General features: G+C 67.5%; 27 protein-coding genes. 20 read left to right on the forward strand and 7 right to left on the reverse strand.

Annotated features, from left to right (window positions below):
* The first annotated feature begins 4 nt into the window (after positions 1 to 4).
* Positions 5 to 811 (forward strand): head GIN domain-containing protein, encoded by an 807-nt coding sequence (locus EJB06_RS02455; RefSeq protein WP_126072393.1) that lies wholly within the window; start codon positions 5 to 7, stop codon positions 809 to 811.
* Here the strand turns inward: EJB06_RS02455 and EJB06_RS02460 are convergent.
* Positions 798 to 2,036, reverse strand: a complete 1,239-nt coding sequence (locus EJB06_RS02460) for a TIGR03862 family flavoprotein (RefSeq protein ID WP_126072394.1) — start codon at positions 2,034 to 2,036, stop codon at positions 798 to 800. The genes EJB06_RS02455 and EJB06_RS02460 overlap by 14 nt on opposite strands.
* Positions 2,037 to 2,173: 137 nt before the next feature.
* Here EJB06_RS02460 and EJB06_RS02465 point away from each other — a divergent pair, with 137 nt between their 5' ends.
* From EJB06_RS02465 to EJB06_RS02480, 4 genes are all read left to right on the forward strand, one after another.
* Complete coding sequence (locus EJB06_RS02465) at positions 2,174 to 2,560, forward strand: hypothetical protein (protein ID WP_126072395.1); 387 nt, start codon at positions 2,174 to 2,176, stop codon at positions 2,558 to 2,560.
* A complete protein-coding gene (locus EJB06_RS02470) occupies positions 2,557 to 2,760 on the forward strand; it encodes a helix-turn-helix transcriptional regulator (RefSeq protein WP_126072396.1) in 204 nt (67 codons plus the stop codon). Before EJB06_RS02465 ends, EJB06_RS02470 begins: the two co-directional genes overlap by 4 nt.
* Positions 2,757 to 3,692, forward strand: coding sequence for an alpha/beta fold hydrolase (locus EJB06_RS02475; protein WP_126072397.1), 936 nt, complete (start codon positions 2,757 to 2,759; stop codon positions 3,690 to 3,692). The genes EJB06_RS02470 and EJB06_RS02475 overlap by 4 nt, the downstream gene beginning before the upstream one ends.
* 116 nt (positions 3,693 to 3,808) lie before the next feature.
* Entirely contained in the window at positions 3,809 to 4,735 is a 927-nt protein-coding gene (locus tag EJB06_RS02480) for a hypothetical protein (protein WP_126072398.1), read from the forward strand.
* Positions 4,736 to 4,876: 141 nt separating this feature from the next.
* Here EJB06_RS02480 and EJB06_RS02485 read toward each other — a convergent pair whose 3' ends face one another.
* Both EJB06_RS02485 and EJB06_RS02490 read right to left on the reverse strand, forming a co-directional pair.
* Positions 4,877 to 5,488 carry a hypothetical protein gene (locus tag EJB06_RS02485; RefSeq protein WP_126072399.1) on the reverse strand — a complete coding sequence of 204 codons (612 nt, stop codon included), beginning with the start codon at positions 5,486 to 5,488 and terminating at the stop codon, positions 4,877 to 4,879.
* A gap of 216 nt (positions 5,489 to 5,704) precedes the next feature.
* Positions 5,705 to 6,418, reverse strand: a complete 714-nt coding sequence (locus EJB06_RS02490) for a GntR family transcriptional regulator (RefSeq protein WP_126072400.1) — start codon at positions 6,416 to 6,418, stop codon at positions 5,705 to 5,707.
* 186 nt (positions 6,419 to 6,604) lie between these two features.
* Between EJB06_RS02490 and EJB06_RS02495 the strand changes: the two genes are divergently transcribed.
* Genes EJB06_RS02495 through EJB06_RS02540 form a run of 10 tightly spaced genes read left to right on the forward strand, consistent with a single transcriptional unit; the run spans position 6,605 to position 15,526 of the window.
* Complete coding sequence (locus EJB06_RS02495; protein WP_126072401.1) at positions 6,605 to 7,621, forward strand: TRAP transporter substrate-binding protein; 1,017 nt, start codon at positions 6,605 to 6,607, stop codon at positions 7,619 to 7,621.
* Positions 7,618 to 8,184: a TRAP transporter small permease gene (locus EJB06_RS02500; protein WP_126072402.1), complete on the forward strand. Its 567-nt coding sequence runs from the start codon at positions 7,618 to 7,620 to the stop codon at positions 8,182 to 8,184. The genes EJB06_RS02495 and EJB06_RS02500 overlap by 4 nt, the downstream gene beginning before the upstream one ends.
* Entirely contained in the window at positions 8,181 to 9,530 is a 1,350-nt protein-coding gene (locus EJB06_RS02505) for a TRAP transporter large permease (RefSeq protein ID WP_126072403.1), read from the forward strand. The genes EJB06_RS02500 and EJB06_RS02505 overlap by 4 nt, the downstream gene beginning before the upstream one ends.
* The gene (gene mdcA, locus EJB06_RS02510) at positions 9,531 to 11,198 is read left to right on the forward strand and encodes a malonate decarboxylase subunit alpha (protein ID WP_126072404.1); all 1,668 of its coding nucleotides are present in this window, start codon (positions 9,531 to 9,533) and stop codon (positions 11,196 to 11,198) included.
* A gap of 14 nt (positions 11,199 to 11,212) precedes the next feature.
* Entirely contained in the window at positions 11,213 to 11,527 is a 315-nt protein-coding gene (mdcC, locus tag EJB06_RS02515) for a malonate decarboxylase acyl carrier protein (RefSeq protein WP_126072405.1), read from the forward strand.
* The gene (locus EJB06_RS02520) at positions 11,524 to 12,423 is read left to right on the forward strand and encodes a biotin-independent malonate decarboxylase subunit beta (RefSeq protein WP_126072406.1); all 900 of its coding nucleotides are present in this window, start codon (positions 11,524 to 11,526) and stop codon (positions 12,421 to 12,423) included. Before mdcC ends, EJB06_RS02520 begins: the two co-directional genes overlap by 4 nt.
* The gene (mdcE, locus tag EJB06_RS02525) at positions 12,420 to 13,136 is read left to right on the forward strand and encodes a biotin-independent malonate decarboxylase subunit gamma (RefSeq protein WP_126072407.1); all 717 of its coding nucleotides are present in this window, start codon (positions 12,420 to 12,422) and stop codon (positions 13,134 to 13,136) included. Before EJB06_RS02520 ends, mdcE begins: the two co-directional genes overlap by 4 nt.
* On the forward strand, positions 13,120 to 13,761 hold the full coding sequence (gene mdcG / locus EJB06_RS02530) for a malonate decarboxylase holo-[acyl-carrier-protein] synthase (protein WP_126072408.1): 642 nt from the start codon (positions 13,120 to 13,122) through the stop codon (positions 13,759 to 13,761). The genes mdcE and mdcG overlap by 17 nt, the downstream gene beginning before the upstream one ends.
* Entirely contained in the window at positions 13,761 to 14,633 is an 873-nt protein-coding gene (gene mdcB, locus EJB06_RS02535) for a triphosphoribosyl-dephospho-CoA synthase MdcB (RefSeq protein WP_126072409.1), read from the forward strand. The genes mdcG and mdcB overlap by 1 nt, the downstream gene beginning before the upstream one ends.
* Entirely contained in the window at positions 14,630 to 15,526 is an 897-nt protein-coding gene (locus EJB06_RS02540) for an ACP S-malonyltransferase (RefSeq protein ID WP_126072410.1), read from the forward strand. Before mdcB ends, EJB06_RS02540 begins: the two co-directional genes overlap by 4 nt.
* 14 nt (positions 15,527 to 15,540) lie before the next feature.
* On the opposite strand, the gene EJB06_RS02545 is transcribed toward EJB06_RS02540, so the two are convergent.
* Genes EJB06_RS02545 through thrC form a run of 4 tightly spaced genes read right to left on the reverse strand, consistent with a single transcriptional unit; the run spans position 15,541 to position 19,064 of the window.
* Complete coding sequence (locus EJB06_RS02545; RefSeq protein ID WP_126072411.1) at positions 15,541 to 16,047, reverse strand: hypothetical protein; 507 nt, start codon at positions 16,045 to 16,047, stop codon at positions 15,541 to 15,543.
* Positions 16,048 to 16,063: 16 nt separating this feature from the next.
* A complete protein-coding gene (gene moaD / locus EJB06_RS02550) occupies positions 16,064 to 16,321 on the reverse strand; it encodes a molybdopterin converting factor subunit 1 (protein ID WP_126072412.1) in 258 nt (85 codons plus the stop codon).
* A 6-nt stretch (positions 16,322 to 16,327) separates the two neighbouring features.
* Complete coding sequence (locus tag EJB06_RS02555; RefSeq protein ID WP_229426887.1) at positions 16,328 to 17,584, reverse strand: molybdopterin molybdotransferase MoeA; 1,257 nt, start codon at positions 17,582 to 17,584, stop codon at positions 16,328 to 16,330.
* Between the two features lie 4 nt (positions 17,585 to 17,588).
* On the reverse strand, positions 17,589 to 19,064 hold the full coding sequence (thrC, locus tag EJB06_RS02560; protein ID WP_126072413.1) for a threonine synthase: 1,476 nt from the start codon (positions 19,062 to 19,064) through the stop codon (positions 17,589 to 17,591).
* A gap of 250 nt (positions 19,065 to 19,314) precedes the next feature.
* Between thrC and EJB06_RS02565 the strand changes: the two genes are divergently transcribed.
* The 5 genes from EJB06_RS02565 (at position 19,315) to EJB06_RS02585 (ending at position 25,627) form a co-directional block, all read left to right on the forward strand.
* On the forward strand, positions 19,315 to 19,551 hold the full coding sequence (locus EJB06_RS02565; RefSeq protein WP_126072414.1) for a hypothetical protein: 237 nt from the start codon (positions 19,315 to 19,317) through the stop codon (positions 19,549 to 19,551).
* A gap of 70 nt (positions 19,552 to 19,621) precedes the next feature.
* Positions 19,622 to 20,572, forward strand: coding sequence for a phosphate acetyltransferase (locus EJB06_RS02570; RefSeq protein ID WP_126072415.1), 951 nt, complete (start codon positions 19,622 to 19,624; stop codon positions 20,570 to 20,572).
* Positions 20,572 to 21,768: an acetate/propionate family kinase gene (locus EJB06_RS02575; RefSeq protein WP_126072416.1), complete on the forward strand. Its 1,197-nt coding sequence runs from the start codon at positions 20,572 to 20,574 to the stop codon at positions 21,766 to 21,768. The genes EJB06_RS02570 and EJB06_RS02575 overlap by 1 nt, the downstream gene beginning before the upstream one ends.
* Before the next feature lie 326 nt (positions 21,769 to 22,094).
* Positions 22,095 to 23,888 carry a PKD domain-containing protein gene (locus tag EJB06_RS02580; RefSeq protein WP_164557781.1) on the forward strand — a complete coding sequence of 598 codons (1,794 nt, stop codon included), beginning with the start codon at positions 22,095 to 22,097 and terminating at the stop codon, positions 23,886 to 23,888.
* Positions 23,889 to 24,007: 119 nt separating this feature from the next.
* Positions 24,008 to 25,627 carry a hypothetical protein gene (locus EJB06_RS02585; protein WP_126072418.1) on the forward strand — a complete coding sequence of 540 codons (1,620 nt, stop codon included), beginning with the start codon at positions 24,008 to 24,010 and terminating at the stop codon, positions 25,625 to 25,627.
* Positions 25,628 to 25,724 lie beyond the last annotated feature (97 nt).

The raw sequence follows: 25,724 nt of genomic DNA on the forward strand, positions 1-25,724 counted from the left end.
TCGTATGCGCTCATTACTCAAAGTCGGCTTCGGCCTGCTGCTCCTCGCGTTCGTGCTGATCGGCCTGTTCTACAGCATGCTGCGCGCACAGGGAACGTCGCGCCCGGCCAATCCCGAAGGCCGGATCGTGGCCAGCGAAGTGCGCCCGGTGGGCGGCGGCGTTACCACCATCAACCTGGGCGGGCCGATCGACATGACCCTGCGCCAGGGCGCGGTGGCGTCGCTGACCGTGCGCGGCGAACAGCGCCTGCTGGGCAACGTGGAAACCATCAGCGAAGGCAATACCCTCAATATCGACACCAAGGGCATGCTGCTGCATCACAAGCAGCCGCTGCAAGTGGTGCTGGTGCTGCCCGAGCTCGACACCGTCCGCATCCGGGGCAGCGGCGACAGCACCGTCAACGGTTTCAGCGGCGACAGGCTGGAGCTGCAACTGAACGGTTCCGGCAACGTCAAGTTCAACGGCCGCTACCGCGAGGTGGAAGCCGGCCTGCAAGGCAGCGGCGACCTCGAACTCAATGGCGGCAGCAGCGACAAGGTCGACGTCCATGTGGTCGGCTCCGGCAGCATGACGGTGGTGGGCGCGGCCAAGGCCTTCAAGGTGGTGCAGATGGGTTCGGGCGACCTCGACGCCGAGCACCTGAGCGCGGACGCCGTCAGCATCGAACTGATCGGCTCGGGCAGCGCCATCGTCCAGGCCCGCAAGAGCGCCACGGCGGTCCTGCGCGGCAGCGGCGACATCACGGTGCACGGCAATCCGGAAGATCGCCACATCACCCACAACGGCTCGGGCGACGTCAGCTTCGAGTAATCCAGTCCAGCGCGCCTCGGCCGGCGGCGCGCCCGCTGGCGAAGCAGGCGGTGAGCAGGTAGCCGCCGGTCGGCGCTTCCCAGTCGAGCATTTCGCCGGCCACGAACACGCCGGGCACGGCGCGCAGCATGGCATTGGCGTCGAGCGCGTCGAAGCGCACCCCGCCGGCGCTGCTGATGGCCTCATCGATCGGACGCGCGCGCCTTAAGGTCAGCGGCAGCATTTTCAGGGCGGCGGCCAGGCGCGCCGTGTCGCCGAATTCCTGCGCCGACAGGCATTCGCGCAGCAATCCCGATTTGACGCCCTTGATCCCCAGGCGGCTTTGCAGGTGGCTCGACATCGAGCGCGAACCGCGCGGGCGCGTCACTTCCTCGAACACCTTCTGCCCGCTGAAATCGGGGACCAGGTCGAGCCAGATGGTGGCGCTGCCCGTGGCGGCGATCTGCTCGCGCAGGTCGGCCGACAGCGCGTAAATGAGGCTGCCTTCGACGCCGCCGGCGGTGATCACGAACTGGCCCTGGCGCTTGTGCGGCACGCCGTCGGCGCCCAGCGCGGTAACGGCCACGGTGGTCAGCGGCGCGCCCGCGTGGCGGCTGCTGAAATGCGCGCTCCAGTCGGTGTCGAAGCCGCAGTTCGACGGCGCCAGGGGCGCCACCGGCACGTCGCGCTGCCGCAGCAGCGGCACCCAGGCGCCGTCCGAGCCCAAACGCGCCCAGCTTGCGCCGCCCAAGGCCAGGATCACCGCATCGACGCGCGCTTCGCGCTCGCCCTCCGGTGTGGCGAAGCGCAGCGCGGCGCCGTGCCAGCCGAGCCAGCGATGGCGCATGTGGAAGCGCACCCCGGCCTCGCGCAAGCGGTGCAGCCAGGCGCGCAGCAGCGGCGCGGCCTTCATATCGGTCGGGAACACGCGGCCGGAGCTGCCGACGAAGGTGTCGACGCCGAGGCCATGGATCCACTCGCGCACGGCCCGGGCGTCGAAGCCGGCCAGCCAGGGCGCCACCTGCGCGGCGCGCGCGCCATAGCGCCTGAGGAAATCGGCGGCCGGCTCCGAATGCGTGATGTTCATCCCGCCCTTGCCGGCCAGCAGGAACTTGCGTCCGACCGAGGGCATCGCGTCGTACAGGTCGACCGCCACCCCGCCCTGGCTCAGGACTTCGGCGGCCATCAGGCCGGCCGGACCGCCGCCGATGACGGCGACGCGGGCTTGGGGTGACGTTTCGGGCATGGGATTCTCGGTGCGGCGGTTGGACGACCCGCATTGTAGTCGACTTCAGCGGGCGAAAAACAGATGTAAAGCATGCTTGACATCGTCCCGCTTCCTGCCTACCATGTAAAGCATACTTGACAAACGAGGAGGCGGACATGCACGAAAAGACCATCGGCCGGCGCTACCTGCGCGAACTGTTCGGCGCCATCGGCATCTACGGCGCGATCCTGACGCTGGCCATCGTCTGTGGCAAAGGCATGCCCGACGGCCTGGCGCGCACCCTGGTGCTGGCCAGTCCCATGATCGGCGTGGGCCTGGCCGTGTGGGCGATCGTGCGCCAGATGCGCCGCGTCGACGAATTCGTGCGCAAGGTGACGCTGGAAAACGTGGCGATCGCCGCCGCCGTCACGGCCACCCTGACCTTCAGCTACGGCTTCCTGGAGCTGGCCGGCTTTCCGCGCCTGTCGATGTTCGCCGTCTGGCCGCTGATGGGCGCCTGCTGGCTGGCCACCGGCATGCTGCGCTGCCGCACCTTTCGATGAACAACACCGTGCGCGACCTGCGCGCGCAGAACGGCTGGAGCCAGGCGCACCTGGCCGACCTGCTCAAGGTATCGCGCCAGACCGTCAACGCCATCGAGACCGGGCGCTACGACCCGAGCCTGCCGCTGGCGTTCGCCATTGCCCGGCTGTTCGCGCAGCCGCTCGAATCCATTTTCCATCCCGACCAGGAGACCCCATGATCGCACGCCTTTTCATCGCCGTGACGCTGGCGGCCAGCGCGCCCGCCTTGGCCGCCGACGCGCCGCCGCCGGCCGCGCAAGCGAACCGCTTCGCCGCCACCCTCGTTCCCGCCGAACGCTTCGAGATCGGCGCCGTGCAGGTCGAACGGCACGGCAAGGGCGGCCGCCCGCTGATCCTCATTCCCGGCCTGGCCAGCGGGTCCTGGGTCTGGCAAGGGACGGCACGCCAGTTCCTGGGCGAGCACACGGTGTACATCGTCACCCTGCCCGGCTTCGACGGCCGCGCGCCGGTGTCGGGCAAGCAGATGGAAGCGGCCCAGCGCGCCCTGGCGCAGCTGATCGACACGCGCAAGCTGGTCAAGCCGGTCTTGGTCGGGCATAGCCTGGGCGGCGTGCTGGCGCTGTCGCTGGCGGCGCAGCGTCCGCAAGCGATCGGCGGCGTGGTCAGCATCGACGGCTTGCCGGTGTTCCCCGGCGCCGAAGACCTGTCCCCGCGCCAGCGCGAGCAGATGGCGCAGCAAATGGCGCGCCGCATGGCGCCCGCCGACCAGCGCGCCTTCGCCGCGCAGCAGCAGGACTACATGCGCGGCACCGGCGTGGTGGACATGGCGCGCGCCGACGAACTGGCCAGGCTCAGTGCGCGCAGCGATCCGGGCGCGGTGCTGCAATACATGGCCGAAACCTTCGCCATGGACCTGCGTCCGGCGCTGCCGAAGATCACGGCGCCGGTGCTGCTGATCGCGCCGTATTTCGAGGCCGACGCCAGCCAGCACGAACTGAGCGCCGAAACCAAGAAGGCCTACTACGCCGCGCTGATCGAGGCGGCGCCGAAAGCGGAGGTGGTGACGGTGGCGCCGGCCCGGCACTTCGCCATGATCGACCAGCCGGAACAGGTCAACGACGCCATCCGCCGCTTCCTGAAAACCCTGTAATCGTGTTCGCGGCCGCTACGCGCGGTGTCGTTTGACGCTACGCGATGCGGCTTTGACCATTGTCAAGAATGGCATAGCACACTGCTGGCTCCCGCTGTATCCACCCTGGAGACCACATGAAACGTGCACTGGCCGTATTGGCGATCTGCGCATCCTTCACCGCGCTGGGGGCGTGCGCCGCCCCCGCATCGACACCCGTGCGCGCCGGCGACACGCTGCGCCTGGAGCCGAGCGCGGCCAACGTCAAGCGCGTGCGCGCCGCCCTGCACGCCGCCCGTAGCGACCAGGACAGGATCGAGCAGATCCGCCTGCTCGCCAGCCTGCACGCGCGCGGCAATCCCTCCGGCATGAACGAGGCGATCGTCGGCGAGCTGCGGACGCTGAGCGAGTCGCCCAGGCGGCGCATCGCCCGCAGCGCGATCTACCCGCTGGCGCAGGCGGTCGCCGCCGACGAAACCATCGAGATCCTGTTGCGCGCCAAGCGAAGCGGCCTGATGGAGAGCGAAGAAATCGGCGGCGAACTGGCGCGCGCCCTGCGCTTTGCGCCGCGCGAGCAGCAGCTGCGCTACGTGCGGCTGATCGGCGCCGAACAATCGCGCTACGGGGTCGATGTGATGGTGGCGGGCTTCGGCAGCCATGTGCTCGACCCGATGCTGCCCGAAACGCGCCAGGCCGTCGGCGCGCTGCTGCGGCGCACCCGCATCGACTTTCCGCGCGCGGCCGGCAGCTTCGGCTACGTGGACGCGCTGCGCTACGCCGGCTGGCTGCACGCCAGCGCGCTGACCGAACAGTCGATCAGCCGCCGTCCGTACGCCGACACGGTCCTGGCGCAGCTGGACGACCCCGGGACCGACCCGCGCAAGCTGATCGCGTACCTGGGCACGCCCGCAGGCAAGCAATTCATGGCCAGCGTCGGCCGGCGCGGCCCGTTCGCGGAATCGGTGCGGCGCGCCCGGGATTACGCCAACGCCTATCCGCGCAGCCCGCATGTGAAGAAAATCGTCTCGGACATCTGCGGCAGCTGGCACAGGCTGCCCGCGTAGGCACCGCAAAACGCCTGGGAGATGGATCGAATGGATGGGTTCCGTGTCCCGGCGCTGGCAAGGACCTGCTTGCCGATCCGCGCGCCGGGGACGGAGCTACCAGGCAGGTGCGCAATCAGGCCGCGCGGGCGGCCGTCATTCTCAGTTCGCTTCCCAGAAGGCCTGCGCCTTCGGCCGATCGAAGGCTGGCAGGATCGCCTTGCCGATCGTGGCGCTTTTCAGTACCGGGAAACGTCGCTTGAACTCTGACTCGTCGCGTGCCCAGCGGTCGGAAACGGCGACGTCGAAGGTGCCGCCCGAGGCGCCGGCGACGGCTTGATCGATCAGTGGAATCGACGGGCCGGCCTTGAACTCGTTGCCCACACGCTCGCGTACCGTCGCGTCGACGTGACCGAGATAATACACGCCTGGCGTGGCGGCATCGAGCTGCGCGTGCAAAGGCGCGGAGAACGTCGCGATGATCGGAAAGCTCTGCACCATGCCGGTGATCGAACGCACCGTGTACTGGCCCTGCTCGAGTTCCATCCGCAGATAGTAGGTGTTGCCGGTGCCGGCCGCGTCGCTTTCGGCGCGCGCCAGGGTATCCATCGTATAGTTGATGCGGTCGGCCTTGTCGGCAGCGGCGCCGCGCTCGACGTGCAGGACAATCGCCTTTGGCTGATACGAGCTGTGATAGTCGTTCTTGAGCGTTGCCGTCATCAGGTAGATGGATTTGGCAGGATTGATCGCTTCGTCGGCGGTACCGAATGGCATTTTGGTCGGCGTTGCGCACCCGGTCAACAGCAGCAGTGCTGTCGCTGCAGCAATATTGAAAAATTTGGAAAACATGTAAGCCTTGTCATGATGAATTTAAGTGCGGCAACTTTACCGCGTCAATATCATGACCATAAATTTTCTAATTTGCAACTTTTTATGTGGGAATTGTTGTTTCCACACAGGACAGTCCCCTCGCACCGGCCCGGCCCATTGCTAAGGGGCCGGCGCGCCTTCGCGCCGGGTGCGGCCCGCCGCGCCCGGCGCGAGCAGCTCGCCCGCCGCCAGTTGCGGCAGGGACGCCATCAGGTCGGCGAAGCGCTGGCCCTGGATCATCACATGGCTGCGCGTGAGCTGTTCGGCCCTGTCGCCGTCGCCGGCCAGGATCGCCTGCACCAGGCCGTCGTGCTCTTCGTAGGAGGCGCCGACCCGGTCGCGCACCCGTAGCTGCAGGCGCCGGTAAGGGCGCAGGCGGCGGTACAGATTACGCGTCTGCTCCAGCAGGAACTGGTTGTGGCTGCCCGCGTAGATCGCTTCGTGGAAGGCTTCGTTCTTGTAGTAGTAGGCATCCGGATCGCTGGCGTCGCGCGCTTCGCGGCAGGCCAGGTGGGCCGCCAGCAGCCGCACGTGGTCGGCCGGCGTCATGCGGCGCGCCGCCAGCCGGCTGCAGGTCGCTTCCAGCTCCGACATCACTTCGAACATTTCCACCAGCTGGTGCGGACCGAGTTCGGCCACCAGCGCCCCGCGCCGCGGGCGCATCACCACCAGGCCCATCGACGCCAGCTGGATCAGGGTTTCCCGGATCGGCGTGCGCGATACGCCGAAGCGCGCAGCCAGTTCGGTCTCGTCCAGATGCTGGCCGGGCGCCAGTGCACCGACGGCAATCAACTCTTCCATCTTCTCACGAAGTATTTCAGAACGGCTAGTCATGTGTATTTACTGTCACCGGTTGTATACAAGATTTCATTATAAAAGCGCGATAAATCTTGACAAGGTATTTTTAGAAATATTACTGTATACCAAGAAACGACGTTTGCATACGTCACATCCGTGCGTTTGCCCGTCGTCCTTCGACGAAGTGCCACCCAGCGAAGTTTCCATCATCTTGGAGGATGTATGACCGTAATGACCCGCAGAACCGTGCTTGCCGCGCTCGCCTCGAGCCCACTCTGGATGCACAATGCCTGGGCCCAGACGACCAGCCTGAAAATCTCGCACCAATTCCCGGGCGGCACCATCAACGAAGGCGACTTCCGCGACCGCCTGTGCCGCATGTTCGCGCAGGAAGTGGAAAAGCGCAGCAAGGGCGCGCTCAAGTTCGCGATCTACCCCGGTTCCTCCCTGATGAAAACGAACGCCCAGTTCTCGGCGATGCGCAAGGGCGCACTCGACCTGTCGCTGGTCCCCCTATCTTACGCCGGCGGTGAAGTTCCGGAAGTAAATATTGGCTTGATGCCCGGCCTGGTCACCAGCTACGAGCAGGGCTACGGCTGGAAGAACGCGGAAGTGGGCAAGGAACTGGCCCGCATCCTCGGCGAAAAAGGCATCGTGGTGCTCAGCTGGATCTGGCAGGCCGGCGGCGTCGCCTCGCGCAGCAAACCGATCATCGAACCGGAAGACGTGCGCGGCATGAAGGTGCGCGGCGGCTCGCGCGAGATGGACCTGATCCTCAAGGAAGCCGGCGCCGCCGTCGTCACCCTGCCGTCGAACGAAATCTACGCCGCCATGCAGACCGGCGCGATGGATGCGGCACTGACCTCGTCGACCTCGCTCATTTCCTTCCGCCTGGAAGAAGTCTCGAAAGCGCTGACCACCGGCCGCGGCGGCGCCTACTGGTTCATGTTCGAACCGCTGATGATGTCCAAGGCCGCCTACGACCGCCTGCCCAAGGACCAGCAGGCGATCCTGATGGCCGTCGGCGGCGAGCTCGAAGCGTTCGCCCGCAAATCGGCCCAGGCCGACGATTCGGCGGTGGCCGCGGTGTACCAGAAAGCCGGCGCCAAGGTGGTCGACCTGAACGCCACGACCGTCAAGAAATGGCAAGCCATCGCCCGCACCACGGCGTGGAAGGATTACCGCGAGAAGAACGCCAACTGCGCCAAGCTGCTGGCGCTCGCGGAGAAAACCCTGTGAGTCATGGCTTCGAGTTAGCGCCGGCCAAGGGGCCGGCGGTGCCCGACAACCCGGTCCTGGCCAAGGTGTCGCGCCTGCTCGACAGGCTCAACAGCCTGTTGCTGCTGCTATCGATGTGGGCCCTGGTCATCACCGCGCTGGTGCTGACCTACTCGGTGGTGTCGCGCTACTTCTTCAAGCTGCCCACCGACTGGCAGGATGAAGCGGCGGTGTTCATGCTGGTCGGGGTGACCTTCTTCTGCACCGGCTACGTGCAGTCGATGCGCGGCCATATCGGTATCGAGGCCCTGTCGTCGCTGCTGCCGCCGAAGGTCAACGCGGTACGCCTGTTCATGGTGGACCTGATTTCCTGCCTGTTCTGCGCCTTCTTTTCCTGGAAGTCGTGGACCCTCTGGCACGAAGCCTGGGTCGATGGCCAGACCACCTCGTCGACCTTCGCGCCACCGCTCTGGATCCCGTACGGCATGATGGCGCTCGGGATGACCATCCTGACGCTGCAGATCCTGATCCAGGTCCTGGCCCACCTCACCAACAAACCACGCGACCAGCGGAGCGCCCCATGACCGACCTGACCCTGGGCGCCCTGTACGGCGTCGTCACCCTGATCGTCATGTGTTCCGGCATGCCGATCGCCTTCGCCCTCGGGGTGGTGGCGATTACCTTCATGTTCTTCTTCATGCCGTCGTCATCGCTCGACACCGTGACCCAGAACGTGTACGAGGAAATGGCCTCCATCACGCTGCTCTCGATCCCCTTGTTCATCCTCAAGGGCGCGGCGATCGGCAAGTCGCCGGCCGGCAAGGACCTGTACTCGGCCATCCACACCTGGCTGCACAAGATCCCCGGCGGCCTCGGTATCGCCAACGTGTTCGCGTGCGCGCTGTTCGCGGCGATGGCCGGCTCGTCGCCCGCGACCTGCTCGGCGATCGGCTCGGCCGGCATTCCCGAGATGCGCAAGCGCGGCTACTCGCCCGGTTTCGCGGCCGGCATCATCGCCGCCGGCGGCACGCTGGGCATCCTGCTGCCGCCGTCGATCACCATGATCCTGTACGCGGTCGCGGCGGAACAATCGCTCGGCCGCCTGTTCCTGGCCGGGATCGGCCCCGGCATCCTGCTGGTCGTCCTGTTCGCCGGCTATGCGGTTTTCCGCGCGCGCAAGGAATACGCCATCGCCAAGGCGGTCTACGAAGCGGGCGGCGACAAGTCGCCTTACCTGGAAACCGAGCACTTCACCCTGCGCGAAAAAGTCGAGATGCTGCCGCGCGTGCTACCCTTCATCGTCCTGCTGATCGGCGTGATGGTGGCGCTGTACGGGGGCTACGCCACGCCGTCGGAAACCGCCGGCCTGGGCGCGATGCTGGCACTGGTGCTGATCGCCGTGGTCTACAATGTGTGGCGTCCCAAGGACCTGTCGCCGATCCTGGCCTCGACCATCAAGGAATCGACCATGCTCCTGCTGATCATCGGAATGTCGCTGCTGTATTCCTATGTCATGAGCTACCTGCATATCAGCCAGTCGGCCGCGCAGTGGGTGGTCGACATGCACCTGTCGCGCTGGGTGCTGCTGACCGTGATCCTGCTGATGGTGGTGGTATTCGGCTTCTTCCTGCCGCCGGTGTCGATCATCCTGATGACCGCGCCGATCATCCTGCCGCCGCTGAGGGAAGCCGGTTTCGACCTGATCTGGTTCGGTATCGTGATGACCGTGGTGATGGAGATGGGGCTGATCCATCCGCCGGTGGGCTTGAATATCTTCGTGATCAAGAACATCGCGCCGGATATTCCGCTCAAGGATGTGATCTGGGGCGTCATGCCCTTCCTCGGCCTGATGTTCGTTGCGGTGGTGCTGTTGTGCCTCTTCCCTTCGATCGCCACCGGCCTGCCTGACATGATGATGGGAGCAAAATAAATGAGTGCATCGCCAGCGAACTGGAACACGCTGCAAACCAACCGCGCCGAACGCCTGGCACGCGCCGGCGCCTCGCTTGGCGGTGCCCTCGACGGCAAGGCGCTGCCGGCGGCGCTGCTGCCGGACCTGCTGTACGCCGTGATCGAACGGGGCGACCGCGTCTGCCTCGAAGGGAACAACCAGAAGCAGGCCGACTTCCTGGGCCAGGCGCTGGCCCAGCTCGACCCGGCGCGGGTCAACGGCCTGCATATGCTGCAATCGGTGCTGGCACTGCCGCAGCACCTCGACGTGTTCGAGCGCGGGGTCGCCGACCGCCTCGATTTTTCGTTTTCCGGACCGCAGGCGGCGCGCGTGGCCAAGCTGCTCGCCGCCGGCAAACTCAAGATCGGCGCGATCCACACCTATCTCGAGCTGTTCAGCCGGTACTTCATCGACCTGACGCCGCGCGTGTGCCTGATCGCGGCCGAAGCGGCCGACCGCCACGGCAACCTGTACACCGGACCGAACACCGAAGACACGCCGCCGATCGCCGAAGCGACGGCCTTCAAGAACGGCATCGTGATCGTGCAGGTGAACCGCATCATGGACACCCTGCCGCGCATCGACATTCCAGGCGACTGGGTCGACTTCGTGGTGCAGTCGCCGCGCCCCTACTATATCGAACCGCTGTTTACGCGCGACCCGGCCCAGATCTCCGAGATCCAGGTGCTGATGGCGATGATGGCGATCAAGGGCATCATCGCGCCCTACGAAGTCGATCGCCTGAACCACGGCATCGGCTTCGACACGGCGGCCATCGAGCTGCTGCTGCCGACCTACGGCGAGTCCCTGGGCCTGAAAGGAAAAATTGCGCGCCACTGGGCCCTGAATCCCCATCCGGCCCTGATTCCCGCGATCGAATCGGGCTTCGTCGAATCGGTGTACTCCTTCGGCTCGGAGCTGGGCATGGAAGACTACATCCGCGCCCGTCCCGACATCTTCTTCACGGGGCCGGACGGCAGCATGCGCAGCAACCGCGCGCTATGCCAGGCCGCCGGCCACTACGCCTGCGACATGTTCATCGGTTCGACCCTGCAGATCGACTTGCAGGGCAACTCCTCGACCGCGACCCAGGGCCGCATCGCCGGCTTCGGCGGCGCCCCGAACATGGGCGCGGACGCGCGCGGCAGGCGCCACGCCAGCCCGGCGTGGCTGAAAGCCGGCCAGCAGGCGCGCGAGGGACGCAACACCATCCCGCGCGGCCAGAAGCTGGTGGTGCAGATCGTCGAGACCTTCCGCGAGCACATGCAGCCGGCGTTCGTCGACCGGCTCGATGCCTGGGATCTGGCCGAGCAGGCCGGCATGGCGCTGCCGCCGGTGATGATCTACGGCGACGACGTGACCCACATCCTGACCGAGGAAGGCATCGCCAACCTGCTGCTGTGCCGCAGCGACGAGGAGCGCGAACAGGCGATTCGCGGCGTGGCCGGCTACACGCCGGTGGGCATGGCGCGCGACCGCCTCATGGTGGAAAACCTGCGCGACCGCGGCATCATCCAACGCGCCGAAGATATCGGCGTCGACAAGCGGCTCGCCACGCGCGACCTGCTCGCCGCCAGGAGCATGAAGGACCTGGTGCGCGCCTCGGGCGGTTTGTACAATCCGCCGAAGCGCTTCCGCAACTGGTAAAACTGGAGAATCATATGGAAACGCTCGCATATCGCTTCGAACATGGCAGCCGCGCGCTGCCCGCACAAGCGCAGGTGGTCGGCGTGGTCGGCTCGGGCAACCTGGAAGTGCTGATCGAATCGGCGCCACTGAACGGCGCCTGCGCGATCGTCATCAAGACCGCCGCCGTGGGTTTCGGCGCCACGTGGGAAGCGGTGATGCGCGACTTTCACGAGCGCTGGCAACTGGCCGACACGCGCATCGACATCAACGACATGGGCGCCACGCCCGCCGTGGTCAGCCTGCGGCTGGACCAGGCGGTACAAACGATGCTGGGAGACGAAGCATGAGCAGCTACCTTGAACTGACCGCGCGCGAGCGCCTGGCCAGCCTGTTCGACGAAGGCAGCTTCGAAGAATTCCTGCCGCCGTCGGCGCGCGTGGTCAGCCCGCACCTCGGGCAGCTCGACGCCCCGGTCGCCTTCGACGATGGCGTGGCCGTGGGCCGCGCGCTGCTGAAGGGCCAGCCGGTATTCTGCGCCGCGCAGGAAGGCGGCTTCATGGGCGGGGCGGTGGGCGAAGTCCACGGCGCCAAGCTCACCGGCCTGCTGCGCCGCGCGGTAATCGAAAAAGCGCACGCCGTGGTGCTGCTGGCCGAAAGCGGCGGCGTGCGCCTGCACGAAGCCAACGCCGGCCTGATCGCCGTGTCCGAAGTCATGCGCGCCCTGCTCGACGCGCGCGCCGCCGGCATACCGGTGATCGCGCTGGTGGGCGGATCGAACGGCTGCTTCGGCGGCATGGGCATCATCGCGCGCTGCGCGAATGCGGTGGTGATGTCGGAAGAAGCGCGGCTGGCCATGTCCGGCCCCGAAGTGATCGAAACCGCGTCCGGCGTCGAAGAATTCGATTCGCGCGACCGCGCGCTGGTCTGGCGCACCACCGGCGGCAAGCACCGCTACCTGATGGGCGACTGCCAGGCCATCGTGGCGGACCAGGTGCACGCCTTCCGCGACGCCGCCGTCGCCGCCATCGCGCACAGCCGGGCCGCCGGCGTGGAACTGAGCCTGGCAGCACTCGAAGCCGAACAGGAGCTGCTGGACCAGCGCATCGCGCGCTTCGGCGGCTGCGCCGATCCGCTCGACGCCTGGCGCGCACTCGGCATCCCGGACCCGGATGCCATACCGATGATGGAGGCCGCCGCGTTCGCCGACCTCGCCGCCGCCCACAAACTCGGAGTAGCACGATGAACTGGAACGAACTCGCCACGCAGCTGTTCCCCGAAGGCCATGCGATCACCGAAAGCGACAACTTCCTGAGCGGCAGCGCACGCGTCGCCGGCGCCGACATTGCGGTCCTCGGCACCACCGGCCACGCGCCGATCGGGGTCGAGATCGCCCTGGCGCAAGCGCGCTTCGTGCTGCACACGGTGCGCGCGCATCCGGGCCGGCCGATATTGATGATGGTCGACACCCAGGGCCAGCGCCTGCGCCACCGCGACGAGATGTTGGGCATCAACAGCTATATGGCCCACCTGGGCAAATGCGTCGACCTGGCGCGCCGCTCGGGCCACAGGATCGTCGGCCTGGTGTACGACCAGGCGCTGTCCGGCGGCTTCATCACCAGCGGCATGATGGCCGACGCCTGCTACGCCCTGCCCGACGCCACCATCCGCGTGATGGGCCTGCCGGCGATGGCGCGCATCACCAAGGTGCCGGAAGAACGCCTCACCGAACTGGCGCAATCGAATCCCGTCTTCGCGCCGGGGCCGGAGAACTATGCCCGCATGGGCGGGATCGAGGCGATCTGGGACGGCGACCTGGCGGCCAGCCTGGCCGCCGCGTTTGCCGACGCCGGCGCCACCGACATGCGCAGCGCGCGCGGACTGGAACGCGGCGGGCGCAAGCTGACGCAACCGGTCGTCGACGCCATCGTCGCAGGGTCGCATGTTCTCGCGCCATGACCGGGCCTGGTTAAGCAGCGCCGGCTGGACCTCGGCGCTCGATGGCGCCGCGCCCGCACACAGGCAGGCGCTGGAACAATGGCGCCGCCATGACTGGCCCTTGATCGTCACGCGCCGCACGCCGGATGCCGCGCCCGGCGCCGTATGCCTTGGCCTGGCACTGCCGCCGGATGGGGGCCGCAAGCTGCGCATCGCCGTGCAGGTCGACGCGCACGCGGTGGCGCGCGCCGAACCTGCGCTGGCGCTGCAAGCCGCCGCAGCCGCCGCGCCGGCACAATGGAGCGCGCCGCTGGCGGCGCTGCTGGCCGACGCCGGCGCCATCGTGCTGCGCGCCTACGGTTCGCTGGCGCTGCAAGCCGTCACCGGCCTGCACTACCTGAGCGCATCGTCCGATATCGACCTGCTGTTCGAGCCGGCCGACCTGCACGAACTCGACGCCGGCGTGCAGCTGCTGCAAACGCACCGGCAGCGCCTTCCGCTCGACGGCGAGATCGTCTTCCCGGGCGGCGCGGCCGTCGCCTGGAAGGAATGGCGCGATGCGGCCATCGGCGCGCGGGTGCTGGTCAAGGATGCCGGCGCGGTGCGGCTGATGACGACTGCCTCGTTGCGGGACCTGCTCCAGTGATGGACGCGCAGTCATTCGCCCCGCGCGTGGCGACATCGCGCACGTTCTCCCGCCGCGCCGCGCGGCTGGCCATCGCGAGCCTGTACGCCGAACTGGCGCTGTACCCCAAGCCGGGGCTGGTCTCGCTGATCGACAACGGCAGCCACACCGACATGGACGCCCTCACCTTCATGCGCAGCCTGTTTTCGCTGCGCCACTACTTCCGCCGGATATGCATGGCCGGCAGCGAAGGCGCGCCGTTCCACGCGCTCAAGCGGCTCGGCATCGACGCGGAAGCGCGCATGCTGCGCGCCACCGGCGGCGTCAATACCCATCGCGGCGCCATCTTCAGCCTCGGCCTGCTGTGCGCCGCCGCCGGCCGCGCGGCCGCCCGAGGCGACGCACTGACGGCGCCGGCCCTGCAGGCGCACCTGCTGGCGGGATGGGGCAAGGCGTTGGCAGACCATACGGCAGCGCCGGGCATGCGCTCGCACGGCCTGGCCGCTGGCGCCCTGCACGGCGCCAGCGGCGCGCGCCAGGAGGCGGCCAGGGGCCTGCCGTCGGTCTTCGGCACCGGCCTGGGCGCCCTGCGGCGCACGCTCAAAGCGGGGCGCGACATGCGGCACGCGCGCATCGACGCGCTGTTCGCGCTGATGGTCCACGTCAGCGACACCAACGTGCTGCACCGTGGCGGACCGCAGGGCGCGGCCTTCGTGCGCATCCAGGCCAGCGCGTTCTGCCATGCCGGCGGCACCGCGTCACAAGGATGGGAAGCGCATGCGCTGGCGATCCACCACGGTTTCGTCGAACGCAAGCTCTCGCCGGGGGGCGCGGCCGACCTGCTGGCGGCAAGCTGCTTCGTGCACGCGTTGACTGTGGAGCACGAACGATGAGGCAGGGCCTGTTCATCCTGTGTTCGGGCCAGGGCGGCCAGCATGCCGGCATGTTCGACCTGGCACGCAGCGATCGCGCCGGCGCCGCACTGCTGGACGCAGCCGGCATCGCGCTCGACCCGGCCACGATGTTCGACAACCTTGTCGCCCAGCCGGCGATCGTGACAGCCGCACTGGCGGCCTGGGAAGCGCTGCGCGCACGCCTGCCCGCGCCGGTGCTCGCTGCCGGCTACAGCATCGGCGAGGTCGCCGCGTGGTCGGTGGCCGGATCCCTGAGTCCTCTGGACGCGATTGCGCTCAGCCGGGTGCGGGCGGCGGCGATGGACCAGGCCGCCCTCGCGGGCCCGCCGCACGGCCTGGCGGCCATCAGCGGCCTGCCGGTCGACCAAGCCGCCGCGCTGGCTGCCGATCACGGCTACGAAATCGCCATCGTCAACGGCTACGATGCCTGCATCGCCGGCGGGCTGGCCGACAATCTCGCCGCGCTGGGCCAGGCGGTGCAGGCCGAAGGGGCAAAGCTCCAGCGCCTGCCGGTGGCGGTGGCCTCGCACACCTCGCTGATGGCGCCGGCCCGCGCGCCGTTCGACGCGGCTCTGGAAGCGTTGCTTTTCGCACCGCCCGCGTGCCCGGTGCTCGGCGGCGTGAGCGCGCTGGCTCTGCACACGAAAGCCCAGGCCATGGACGAATTATCGCGCCAGATGGTGCAGGCGATCCGCTGGAGCGACTGCATGGATGCGGCGGCGGAAGCCGGCGTCACGGTGGCGCTGGAACTCGGGCCGGGTTCGGCGCTATCGAGGATGATGCAGGCGCGCCATCCGCAGATCGCGTGCAGGTCGGTAGCGGATTTTCGCAGCATCGACGGCATTGCCGCCTGGGTGGAGCGGCAAGCCTGAGCGGTCGCCGGCTTCTAGCGAATGCTGCCCCAGCCACGCGCGACCGTATTGTTGCGCATTTTGAAAAAATATTGACGCACGTTCTTGAGCCGCTTGCGTTCAGGCTTGTCGCTGGTCCGGGCGAGCACGCGGGTCAGCCGGGCGATCAATCGTGCCACGATCTCGCGCGGGAGTTCAATTTCGGTGCAGCCCCCGTACGTGTCGAATGAGCGGAACAGGCAGGCCGCAAAGGTATCGAGCGCACGCTCCTGGCCGCGCATTAACAGCAGCTGTCCGAGTTGGCCGAAATGAAGGGGCGAACCCCATGCCTGCACGGTCCATTCCGCGTCCGCCACAAACAGATGCTCGAGCAGCAGCACCGAGGGCGCCTGCGGCGCGGCCAGGCATGCCCTGACCACGCTCCAGCGGAACTCCTCGTTGGCGTCGACGAATTCGTCGACATGTTTGCCGTTCCACGCAAAGTCGATGCGCCCACGGTCGGCGGCGCTGTACGCGGCGATCGATGCGGCGACATCATCCATCCCGATACGAGCCGCTTCAGCCACCCGTCACCGGCGGGAAGAACGCCACTTCGGCGCCTTCTTCCACCTCCTGGTCGGGACCGCACATGACCTGGTTGCAGGCCATGCGCAGGGCGCGCTGTTCGGACAGCGCATCGGCCCACTTCTCGCCGCGCTCCATCAAATGGCGGCGCACCTGGGCGACCGTGCCGATCCCCGCCGGGAGCGTGACAGTTTCCTGGGAAGTGCCAAGTGCCTCGCGCACGCTGGCGAAAAAACGCAGTGTAATCTTCATTGATGCCTAATGCTGTAATTCGCTAAATGGGATGAAGCGCACGATGTCGCCCGCCTTGATGGCCTGGCCGGCCGGATTGTCCAGCAAGCCGTCGCCCCAGACGGTGGACGTGAGCACGCCCGAACTCTGGTTGGGGAACAGATCGAGGCCGCCGGCGTCGTTGATGCGCACGCGCAGGAACTCGTTGCGGCGGTCGGCCTTGGGCCAGTCGAAATCGGCGCGCATGGCGTGCGCACGCGTCTCGACGCTGCCGCTCACGCCCTGCAAACGCAGGATGAACGGGCGCACGAACAGCAAAAACGTCACGAAACTCGACACCGGATTGCCAGGCAGTCCAAGGAAGAAGGCCGAGCCGCCATCGCGATCGACTTCGCCGAAGGCCAGCGGCTTGCCCGGCTTGACGGCGATCTGCCACATGTTCAGGCGCCCTTCGGCCTCCACCGCCGGCTTGATATGGTCTTCCTCGCCGACGGAGACGCCGCCCGAGGTGATGATCAGGTCGTTCTGGCGCGCGGCGTTGCGCAGGGTGGCGCGGGTCGCTTCCAGCGTGTCGGGCACGATGCCGAAGTCGCTGATGGCGCAGCCCAGGTTTTCCAGCAGCGCGCGCAGGGTGAAGCGATTCGAATTGTAGATGGCGCCCGGCGCCAGTTGCCCGCCCGGCGCTTCGCCCGGCATGGTCAGCTCGTCGCCGGTAAAAAACACCGCCACGCGCAGGCGGCGCACCACCGGCAGGCTGGCCAGGCCGACCGACGCGGCCAGGCCCAGTTCCTGGCTGCGCAGGCGGGTGCCGGCGGCCAGGATGGCGCCGCCCGCTTCGATGTCTTCGCCGGCGCGGCGGATCCATTCGCCGGCCTGCGGCGCGTGCCGGATGGTGACGCTGTTATCAGGGCCGGCTTCGCACTGCTCCTGCATCACCACCGCGTCGGCCCCTTGCGGGATCATGGCGCCGGTGAAGATGCGCGCCGCGCTGCCGGCTTCCAGGGGCTTGCCCACCGTGCCGGCCGGGATGCGCTGGGTGACCGTCAGGGTGGCCGCGCCGCTCGCGCAATCGGCCGCGCGCACGGCGTAGCCGTCCATCTGCGTATTGTCGGCGGACGGCACGTCGATGGTCGACACCTGGGCGGCGGCCAGCACGCGGCCGTTGGCGCCCAGGGTCGGCACGACTTCCGTGTCGGTCAGCGGGCGCACTGCGCGCTGCAGGAAGTCGAGCGCCTCGCGCACCGACAGCATCGGCGGGCGGCTCTTTGGCGATTCGCTGCTCATGCCGTCACAGGCCCGTGTTGGCGGCGATGTACGCCTTCATCTTGTCGACATCGGCCGCCATGACCACGAATTTCTGCGGCAGCGATTCGATGTCTTCGAAGCCGGCCGGACGCTCGGCGTCCACGCCCAGCGCGTCGAGGATGGTTTCGTTGAACTTGGCCGCCAGCGCGGTTTCGAGCACGATCATCGGCACGCCCGGCGCCATGTACTGGCGCGCGACCTTGATGCCGTCGGCGGTATGGGTGTCGATGGTGATGTCGAAGTCGTCGGCCACGTCGCGGATGGTGTCCAGGCGGTCCTTGTGGGTCGATTTGCCGGACGAAAAACCGTAGTTCGACACCAGCTTGAATTCGTCGCCGTCGCTGCCCGGCTTGCCCGACAGGTCGAAGCCGCCCTGCGTCTCGACCTTGTGGAACAGCGCGCGCACGCGCTCGGCGTCGCGCCCGACCAGGTCGTAGATGAAGCGTTCGAAGTTGGACGCCTTGGAGATGTCCATCGACGGGCTGCTGGTGTGGTACGTTTCGGCCGACTTGCGCACGCGGTACACGCCGGTGCGGAAGAATTCGTCGAGGACGTCGTTCTCGTTCGTCGCGGCGACCAGGCGGTCGATCGGCAGGCCCATCATGCGGGCGATGTGGCCGGCGCAGATGTTGCCGAAGTTCCCCGAGGGCACCGTGAACGAGACTTTTTGCGCATTGTCGGTGGTGGCGGCGAGGTAGCCGCGGAAGTAGTACACCACCTGCGCCACCACGCGCGCCCAGTTGATCGAATTGACCGTGCCGATCTTCTGCTGCGCCTTGAACGGCAGGTCGTTCGAGACCGCCTTGACCAGGTCCTGGCAGTCGTCGAACACGCCTTCGACGGCGATGTTGAAGATGTTCGGGTCCTGCAGGCTGAACATCTGCGCGCTCTGGAAGGCGCTCATTTTCTTGTGCGGCGAGAGCATGAACACACGGATGCCCTTCTTGCCGCGCATCGCGTATTCGGCCGCGCTGCCGGTGTCGCCCGAGGTGGCGCCGAAGATGTTCAGCTCCGCGCCCTCCTTGGCCAGGGTGTATTCGAACAGGTTGCCCAGCAACTGCATCGCCATGTCCTTGAAGGCCAGGGTCGGGCCGTTCGACAGCGCTTGCAGGATCAGGGTCTTGTCGCCATCCTGCTCCAGGACGCGCAGCGGCGTGATGTCGGCGCTTTTTTCGCCCTTGCGCACGTTGCGGTAGACCTCGGCCGTGTAGGTCTTTTTGGTCAGCTTGCGCAGGTCCGCTTCGGGAATGTCGGTCGCGAATTTTTTCAGGATCTCGAACGCGAGGTCGGCGTACGACAGCTTGCGCCAGGCGTCGAGTTCGGCCCCGCTCACCTGCGGGTACTCGGCCGGCAGGTACAGGCCGCCGTCCGGCGCGAGGCCGCCCAGCAGGATGTCGGAGAATTGTTGGGGAGCTTGCGAAGCGGCGGCCTTGGCGGCGCGGGTAGACACGTAGTGCATAGGGTTGGTAGGTCCGTTTTGGCTAACAGCAGGGAGCAGAACAATGCGATCGGACTCTTATTATAGTGCGCTGCGTCGCAGCATGCGAAATCGGGCGCGTTTTCCGGCTTCTTGCGCCAAAACGCGTCCGAATCGACACGATGCTTTCTTTTTGGAATTTTTTATAATTGCGTTCATGCATGACAACAGCGACCTCCACGATGACCTTCACCCTCCCCGCCGCCAGCTCAAAGACAGGTTCGACAAGAGCATGGCCGTCAAGACGCGTGATTTCGAGCAATTCTCCTCGGTGCAAAAGGAATTCTTCGCCCTCCTCGGGCACCGGCTCGACTTTGCCGAAGCGCGCCTGGGGCAGCTCAGCGTGAACCAGGACGGCTCGATGGCATTCGCCCATGCGCAGGATGCGGGCGAGTTCAACAAGATCCAGGAGGGCCTGGCCGACGCGCAGATGCGCCTGCACGAATCGGCGGCCGCCAGCGCGCGGTAAGGCGCTGTCTGGCCTGAGCGGGCCGGCAAGGTTTTACTGCTATGATCCCCCGCTCAATCTGGGAGAAACCATGACAGCCTCATCCGTGCCACATCCGTACTTCGACCGTTTGATCGACCTGGCGCGCGCAGCCGGACCCGTGAGCGTGGCGCTGGCGCACCCGTGCGACCGGCACGCCCTCGAAGCGGCGCTGCACGCCGCCCGCCTCGGCCTGATCAGCCCGATCCTGGTCGGTCCGCGCGCGCGCATCGAACGCGCCGCCGCCGAAGCCGACCTCGACATTTCCGCGCTGCCGCTGCACGACACCGAGCACAGCCATGCATCGGCCCGGCGCGCCGTCGAGCTGGTGCGCGACGGCACGGCCGCCATCCTGATGAAGGGTAGCCTGCATACCGACGAACTGATGGGCGCCGTGGTCGCCACCGACACCGGCCTGCGCACCGCGCGCCGCCTCAGCCACTGCTTCGTCATGGACGTGCCGGACCGCGAGGAGCCGCTGATCATCACCGACGCCGCCGTCAACATCATTCCCACCTTGTCCGACAAGGTCGACATCGTGCAAAACGCGATCGACCTGGCGCACATCCTGAAGTTTCCCGAAGTACGGGTGGCGATCCTGGCGGCGGTGGAAACCGTCAGCGCCAAGATGCCGTCCACCATCGACGCCGCCGCCCTGTGCAAGATGGCCGACCGCGGCCAGATCACCGGCGCCCTGCTGGACGGCCCGCTGGCCATGGACAACGCCATCGATCCCGAAGCGGCGGCCATCAAGGACCTGGTCTCGCCGGTGGCCGGACGGGCCAACATCCTGGTCGCGCCGGACCTGGAGGCGGGCAATATGCTGGCCAAGAGCCTCAGTTTCATGGCCAACGCGGCGGCGGCCGGCATCGTGCTCGGCGCGCGCGTGCCGCTGGTGCTGACCAGCCGCGCCGATTCGCTGGCGGCGCGCCTGGCCTCGTGCGCGGTGGCGGTGCTGGTGGCGCAAAGCCGGCTGAGCGGCGTACGCAGCCTGGGTCTCTGATGGACGCGCAACACGACTGCATCGTCGTCATCAACGCCGGCTCGTCGAGCATCAAGTTCACCCTGTTTGCGGGCGCCGCCCTGGACCTGCTGGTCAAGGGCAGCATCGACAACCTGTACAGCGGCCCGACCCGCTTCATCGCCCGCGACGCCGGCGGCGCCACCTTGGGCGAACGCACATGGGACGATGCGCCGCTGGACCATGCGGCCGGCATGCGCCATCTGGTCGACTTCGTCGAGCAGCGCCTGGACGGCCACCGGGTTGCCGCTGTCGGCCACCGGATCGTGCACGGCGGCATGCACTACAGCGGACCGCAGGCGCTCGACGGCACCGTGCTGGCCGCGCTGGACGCCCTGGTGCCGCTGGCGCCGCTGCACCTGCCGCACAACCTCGCGGCCGTGCGCGCCATGATGGCCATGGCCCCGGGCGTGCCGCAGACCGGCTGCTTCGACACCGCCTTCCACACCGCCCAGCCGGCGCTGGCCCAGGCCTTTGCGCTGCCGGCGTCGATTACCGGCCACGGCATCCGGCGCTACGGCTTTCACGGCCTGTCGTACGAGTACATCGCCAGCCGGCTGCCGCAGGCCGATGCGCGCCTGTCCGAGGCAAAGGTGGTTGCCGCGCACCTGGGCAACGGCGCCAGCATGTGCGCCATGGCGGCCGGGCGCAGCATGGCGAGCACCATGGGTTTTACCGCCGTCGACGGGCTGCCGATGGGCACGCGCTGCGGCACGCTCGACCCGGGCGTGGTGCTGTACCTGATTGACGAACTGGGCTGGGACGTGGCGGCCGTGCAGAAGTTGCTGTACCAGCAATCGGGGCTGCTGGGCGTCTCGGGCATCTCGTCCGACATGCGCGTGCTGGAACGGAGCGACGCACCGGCGGCGCGCCTGGCGATCGACCTGCTGGTGTACCGGATCGGGCGCGAACTCGGTTCGCTGGCGGCGGCGCTGGGTGGACTCGATGCGCTGGTGTTCTCCGGCGGCATCGGCGAAAACAGCGTGGCCCTGCGCGCCGCCGTCTGCCGCGACGCCGCCTGGCTCGGCGTCGCCCTCGACCCGGCCGCCAACGCGGCCAATCCGCGCGAGGTCGCCCGCATCAGTACGCCGGACAGCAAGGTGGCCGTGTGGGTGCTGCCTGCCAACGAGGAGCTGATGATCGCGCGCCATACGCTCGCGCTGCTGCAACAGGGCTGAGGCAGGGCGCCGCCTGCCTGCCCTCCATCCTTTCATGCCCGGCGTCATCCTGACGCCTGCGCCCGCGCCCACAAGGCATCGATTGACCTGCGCCAGTAACGCGCGCGCCGCTTTGCCTAAGGTGAAGTCAAGACCAGCCCGTTCCCCCTCCGGATGACGGCTTGACCTGACGCACCACTTTGCGGGAGCACGACATGAAAACCAGAACGAAGATAGGCCAGGGCGCCCGAAATTGGCAACGTTGGCTCCTGTGGCCGCTTGTGGCGCTGGCGGCATGGGGTGCTCATCCCCATTCGGCGGCAGGCAGCGCCCATCCGGCCAGGACGATGTATCGCATCGTTCACCTTTCGCCCAGCGCCAACGGCCCGCTCGATATCAACGCCAGGGGGCAGGTCGCGTTTACCGAGGATGTCGGCGGGGACCGCACCATGGCGAGATACTACGACGGGACCAGCTTCACCAAGCTCGGGACGCTGGGCGGCGCCGGCTCCCACGTCAATGCGCTCAACGATGCCGGACAGATTGTCGGCGGTTCGAACTTCAGTCCGGCCAGCACCGACACGCACGCCTACCGCTGGAGCGCGCAGACGGGCATGCTGACATTGCACACGCCCCCCTACAATTTTGCGACCTCGGCCGCCTTCGATATCAACAACAGCGGCCAGGTTGCCGGCTACCTCCCCTTCTTCGGACCGGTATTGGAGCCGCTGCATGCGACCCGATGGAGCGCGGAAAACCTGGCGCGCGACCTCGGCACGTTGAACGGCCCGTCGCTGGCGATCGCGCTCAACGAATCGGGCCAGGTTGCGGGAAGCACCAGAAATGCCGCCGGCAACGGCCTCGCATTCCGGTGGACCGAAGCGGGCGGCATGCTCGGGCTGGGAACGCTCGGGGGCGCGGATTCGGACGCGGTCGCCATCAACCGCGGCGGCCACGTGGCCGGACACTCGGCCACGGCGGCGGGGCTGACCCATGCATTCCTGTGGACGCCGGAGAAGGGCATGACCGATCTCGGCCCACGCCGCGCAGACGCGGATGCCTTTGCGATCGCCATGAACGACCGCGATACGGTCATCGGCATCATCCGCATCGTGGACGGTCCCTACCGCGCCTTTGTCTGGACCGGGCAGACCGGCATGAGGGAGCTCGGCACCTTCGGCGGCCGCAACGCCTACGCCCATGACATCAATCAGCCCGGGCAGGTGGTCGGCAGCGCCGAAGCGCGCGACGGCGCGAGCCGCGCGTTCCTGTGGCAAGGCGTCGGCGGCCTGGTCGACCTGAACAGCCGCATCCCGCTGGCGCCGCCAGGCTTGGTGCTGACCGCCGCCCGCGCCATCGCGGACAATGGCGCGATTGTCGCCGATTCGAACGCCGGACTGGTCCTGCTTGTTCCGAATCCCGCCACGCATGTGGCCCCGACGGTCGGTCCGATCGAGACGGGCGGGGTGGCGCGGGTCAATCAAGCGCTCGCCGTGTCCGCCAGTGTCAGGGACCCCGATCCGGGCGACACCCATCGGGCAATATGGTCATGGGGCGACGGCAGCAAGGACGAGGCGGGAGTCGTTGCCGAAAAGAACGGCGCCGCTACCGTCGGCGGCCAGCACACCTACCGGGCCGCAGGCATCTACACGGTCAGGCTCACCGTGACCGACAGCAGCGGACAAAGCGCGACCGTGCAGCGGATCGTGGTCGTTTGCGGGCCGGGCGCCTACCTCAGCGGCGAAGGCTCGTTCATCTCCCCACCGGGGGCCATCAGGGTGGGCAAGCGGCAATCCGGGCGCGCGTCGTTCGCCTTTCTGTCCGAGCGCCAGAGCGACGGGCGGCGGGCGCAAGGGGCGGCATTCCTGCGTTTCAGCACGGCCCATCTCAGCTTCGACAGCAAGCGCGTCGACGCCGTGACGGTGAACGGGGCAAGAATCGCGTATCGCGGCGGCGGCACGCTGAACGGCGCCGGGAATGTCCAGTTCGCGCTCATGGCAGCGGCCAGGCCCGATGGCAGGCATCGCCTGCACATCCGGATCTGGCATGTCGATCCCGCCACGAACCGCGAGCTGGTCGACTACGACAGCCAGGCGATCCTTGCTGGCGCGGGCGCCGTCAGGATCGGTCTGGCTGAATAGATCCCGCTAGATTGCCGTGCGGCAAAACAGCAGTTTCCTTGTGTACGCGTCCGCACAGCGCGCCTGGAACATCAGGACCATAATGGGCCATGTAACGATTCCGATACGGAAGGCTGGCCATGAACATTCCTGACATCACCTCGACTGCGGTGCGCAACGCTGCCCTCCTCAACCCGCTCGCGGCAACGCAAAGCCGCGCCGTCGAGCAGGTCCTGAGCCAGCCCTTGCCGGCGGTCGCGCCCACCACGGTGGATCTGTCGGCCCCGGGACGGTTTCTGTCGCTGGCTTCATTGTTCCAGAAAAAAACGCTGGAATTGCAAAGCTCGGTCGCCAGCGACACCGACACCGCGACCGCGCTGGCCGAGGTGGCGTCGACTGCGGCGGCCGTGGCCGGAGTGTTCAACGAATTGCAGGCCAACACAGTCGGCAATGCCGATTCGGCACCGGACACGCTGGGCGGCCAATCGCTGCAATCGCAGTTTTTCCAGCAGTTCGGGAGTTTGCCGCAGGATGCCGAAGCCAGCCTCGCCGGCATCGGCCTGGGTTTCGCACCGGCAACCGGGCCTGCCGCCGGCCAGTTCGCTGTGGACGAGACGGCGCTGCAGGACGCGTTTCGCCAGGATCCGGCCGCCACCTCGGCATTGCTCGACCGGACCGCGGACGCCTTTTTCGGCGTGGTCGGCACGCAAATCCAGGCGCAGACCGCCGGCATTGCGTTTCTTCCCGACGATGGCGCACTCGCCGCCGCAGCGCCTGGACCTCTTGCGACCCAAGTCCAGCCACCCGCTCCGCAGGCGAGCAATGCCGAGAATTTCTTCGTCCAGAGCCTGGTCGCTGAGAGCCAGGGCAAGGAAAGCGCAGCGCCCCTTGCACCAGCAAGCGGCTTGCCACCTCCCCTTACCCCGGCCGAGTTGGGAGAAGGCAAGGATTTTCCGGTGCAGTTGGATCTGATCACAACGACGGAGCCCCAAGCCGCGCCGCTGCCGCAAGATGATGCGCAAGCGATCGGCGTCGGCGCAACGCCGGTCGAAGCGCGCCAGGTTGCGGCGCCTACCACGCAAATCGCAACGCAAGCGGCGCCGGCAATTGCTGCGGCACCGGAAACCGACGAGCGGATCCAGCCACGCGCCACTGCGGCGTCGACGGCAACCGAAACCGCAAGCACAGCAAGCGACACAGGCAGCGTGGCGCAACAGGCACGCATCCTCGCGCAACAATTGATTGCGGAGCGCGAGGCGGCACGTGCGTTGGACGAGAAGATCGCCGCCGCCAGCGACGCGGTGCGTGCGGCATTGGCCGACGAGATGGCGCAGCGCGACGCAGCCCGGATCGACCGGATCGACGCAAAAAGCACCGTGGAACGGCCTCGCACGGAGCAGGTGGAGCAAGATGCAACCGTCCCGATCACGCGCGAGCGTTTCGCGCAAGCGCAGGCGGCTGCGACTGAGCAGTCTGCGATCCAGGTGCAGGACACGGAGCAGGACACGGACCAGGAAAGCGCACTGCGGCAAGCGGCCCTGCCGGTGCCGAACCAGGCGCAGCAGGCCGCTCGCGACCCGGCGATTGCCGCTGCCATCGCGGCCTATCACATCAACACCGGTCCATTTGCGGCGCAAAACGCCAGGCCCGACATCCAGCCGCCCAGGGCCAAACCGGTCGCACCCGTTGCTGCCGTTCGGCAGGTAGAGCCCGCAGGAGCGCTCGGCACCCCGGGCGACGGTTTAGCGCCAGGACGCTGAGCGCCCTCTTTGCGTACGTCAACTCCGCCAGTCGGAGCGAAGTAAGTATCAGGGGGTGGCGCACTGTGCATCCGCCCCGGCGCGCCCGAGCGCTCGT

This window comes from Massilia atriviolacea (assembly GCF_003953935.1).
GTDB classification, from domain to species: domain Bacteria; phylum Pseudomonadota; class Gammaproteobacteria; order Burkholderiales; family Burkholderiaceae_D; genus Telluria_A; species Telluria_A atriviolacea.

What these genes read in the sequence shown, in the direction of transcription:
- moaD (WP_126072412.1), bottom strand. Translation starts at nt 16,321, where the DNA reads ATGAAGATTACACTGCGTTTTTTCGCCAGCGTGCGCGAGGCACTTGGC.
- mdcA (WP_126072404.1), top strand. Translation starts at nt 9,531, where the DNA reads ATGAGTGCATCGCCAGCGAACTGGAACACGCTGCAAACCAACCGCGCC.
- EJB06_RS02540 (WP_126072410.1), top strand. Translation starts at nt 14,630, where the DNA reads ATGAGGCAGGGCCTGTTCATCCTGTGTTCGGGCCAGGGCGGCCAGCAT.
- mdcB (WP_126072409.1), top strand. Translation starts at nt 13,761, where the DNA reads ATGGACGCGCAGTCATTCGCCCCGCGCGTGGCGACATCGCGCACGTTC.
- EJB06_RS02570 (WP_126072415.1), top strand. Translation starts at nt 19,622, where the DNA reads ATGACAGCCTCATCCGTGCCACATCCGTACTTCGACCGTTTGATCGAC.
- EJB06_RS02580 (WP_164557781.1), top strand. Translation starts at nt 22,095, where the DNA reads ATGTATCGCATCGTTCACCTTTCGCCCAGCGCCAACGGCCCGCTCGAT.
- EJB06_RS02460 (WP_126072394.1), bottom strand. Translation starts at nt 2,036, where the DNA reads ATGCCCGAAACGTCACCCCAAGCCCGCGTCGCCGTCATCGGCGGCGGT.
- EJB06_RS02505 (WP_126072403.1), top strand. Translation starts at nt 8,181, where the DNA reads ATGACCGACCTGACCCTGGGCGCCCTGTACGGCGTCGTCACCCTGATC.
- EJB06_RS02490 (WP_126072400.1), bottom strand. Translation starts at nt 6,418, where the DNA reads ATGACTAGCCGTTCTGAAATACTTCGTGAGAAGATGGAAGAGTTGATT.
- EJB06_RS02465 (WP_126072395.1), top strand. Translation starts at nt 2,174, where the DNA reads ATGCACGAAAAGACCATCGGCCGGCGCTACCTGCGCGAACTGTTCGGC.
- EJB06_RS02520 (WP_126072406.1), top strand. Translation starts at nt 11,524, where the DNA reads ATGAGCAGCTACCTTGAACTGACCGCGCGCGAGCGCCTGGCCAGCCTG.
- EJB06_RS02575 (WP_126072416.1), top strand. Translation starts at nt 20,572, where the DNA reads ATGGACGCGCAACACGACTGCATCGTCGTCATCAACGCCGGCTCGTCG.
- thrC (WP_126072413.1), bottom strand. Translation starts at nt 19,064, where the DNA reads ATGCACTACGTGTCTACCCGCGCCGCCAAGGCCGCCGCTTCGCAAGCT.
- EJB06_RS02480 (WP_126072398.1), top strand. Translation starts at nt 3,809, where the DNA reads ATGAAACGTGCACTGGCCGTATTGGCGATCTGCGCATCCTTCACCGCG.
- mdcE (WP_126072407.1), top strand. Translation starts at nt 12,420, where the DNA reads ATGAACTGGAACGAACTCGCCACGCAGCTGTTCCCCGAAGGCCATGCG.
- EJB06_RS02495 (WP_126072401.1), top strand. Translation starts at nt 6,605, where the DNA reads ATGACCGTAATGACCCGCAGAACCGTGCTTGCCGCGCTCGCCTCGAGC.
- EJB06_RS02555 (WP_229426887.1), bottom strand. Translation starts at nt 17,584, where the DNA reads ATGAGCAGCGAATCGCCAAAGAGCCGCCCGCCGATGCTGTCGGTGCGC.
- EJB06_RS02455 (WP_126072393.1), top strand. Translation starts at nt 5, where the DNA reads ATGCGCTCATTACTCAAAGTCGGCTTCGGCCTGCTGCTCCTCGCGTTC.
- EJB06_RS02485 (WP_126072399.1), bottom strand. Translation starts at nt 5,488, where the DNA reads ATGCCATTCGGTACCGCCGACGAAGCGATCAATCCTGCCAAATCCATC.
- EJB06_RS02475 (WP_126072397.1), top strand. Translation starts at nt 2,757, where the DNA reads ATGATCGCACGCCTTTTCATCGCCGTGACGCTGGCGGCCAGCGCGCCC.
- EJB06_RS02565 (WP_126072414.1), top strand. Translation starts at nt 19,315, where the DNA reads ATGGCCGTCAAGACGCGTGATTTCGAGCAATTCTCCTCGGTGCAAAAG.
- EJB06_RS02545 (WP_126072411.1), bottom strand. Translation starts at nt 16,047, where the DNA reads ATGGATGATGTCGCCGCATCGATCGCCGCGTACAGCGCCGCCGACCGT.
- mdcG (WP_126072408.1), top strand. Translation starts at nt 13,120, where the DNA reads ATGTTCTCGCGCCATGACCGGGCCTGGTTAAGCAGCGCCGGCTGGACC.
- EJB06_RS02585 (WP_126072418.1), top strand. Translation starts at nt 24,008, where the DNA reads ATGAACATTCCTGACATCACCTCGACTGCGGTGCGCAACGCTGCCCTC.
- mdcC (WP_126072405.1), top strand. Translation starts at nt 11,213, where the DNA reads ATGGAAACGCTCGCATATCGCTTCGAACATGGCAGCCGCGCGCTGCCC.
- EJB06_RS02470 (WP_126072396.1), top strand. Translation starts at nt 2,557, where the DNA reads ATGAACAACACCGTGCGCGACCTGCGCGCGCAGAACGGCTGGAGCCAG.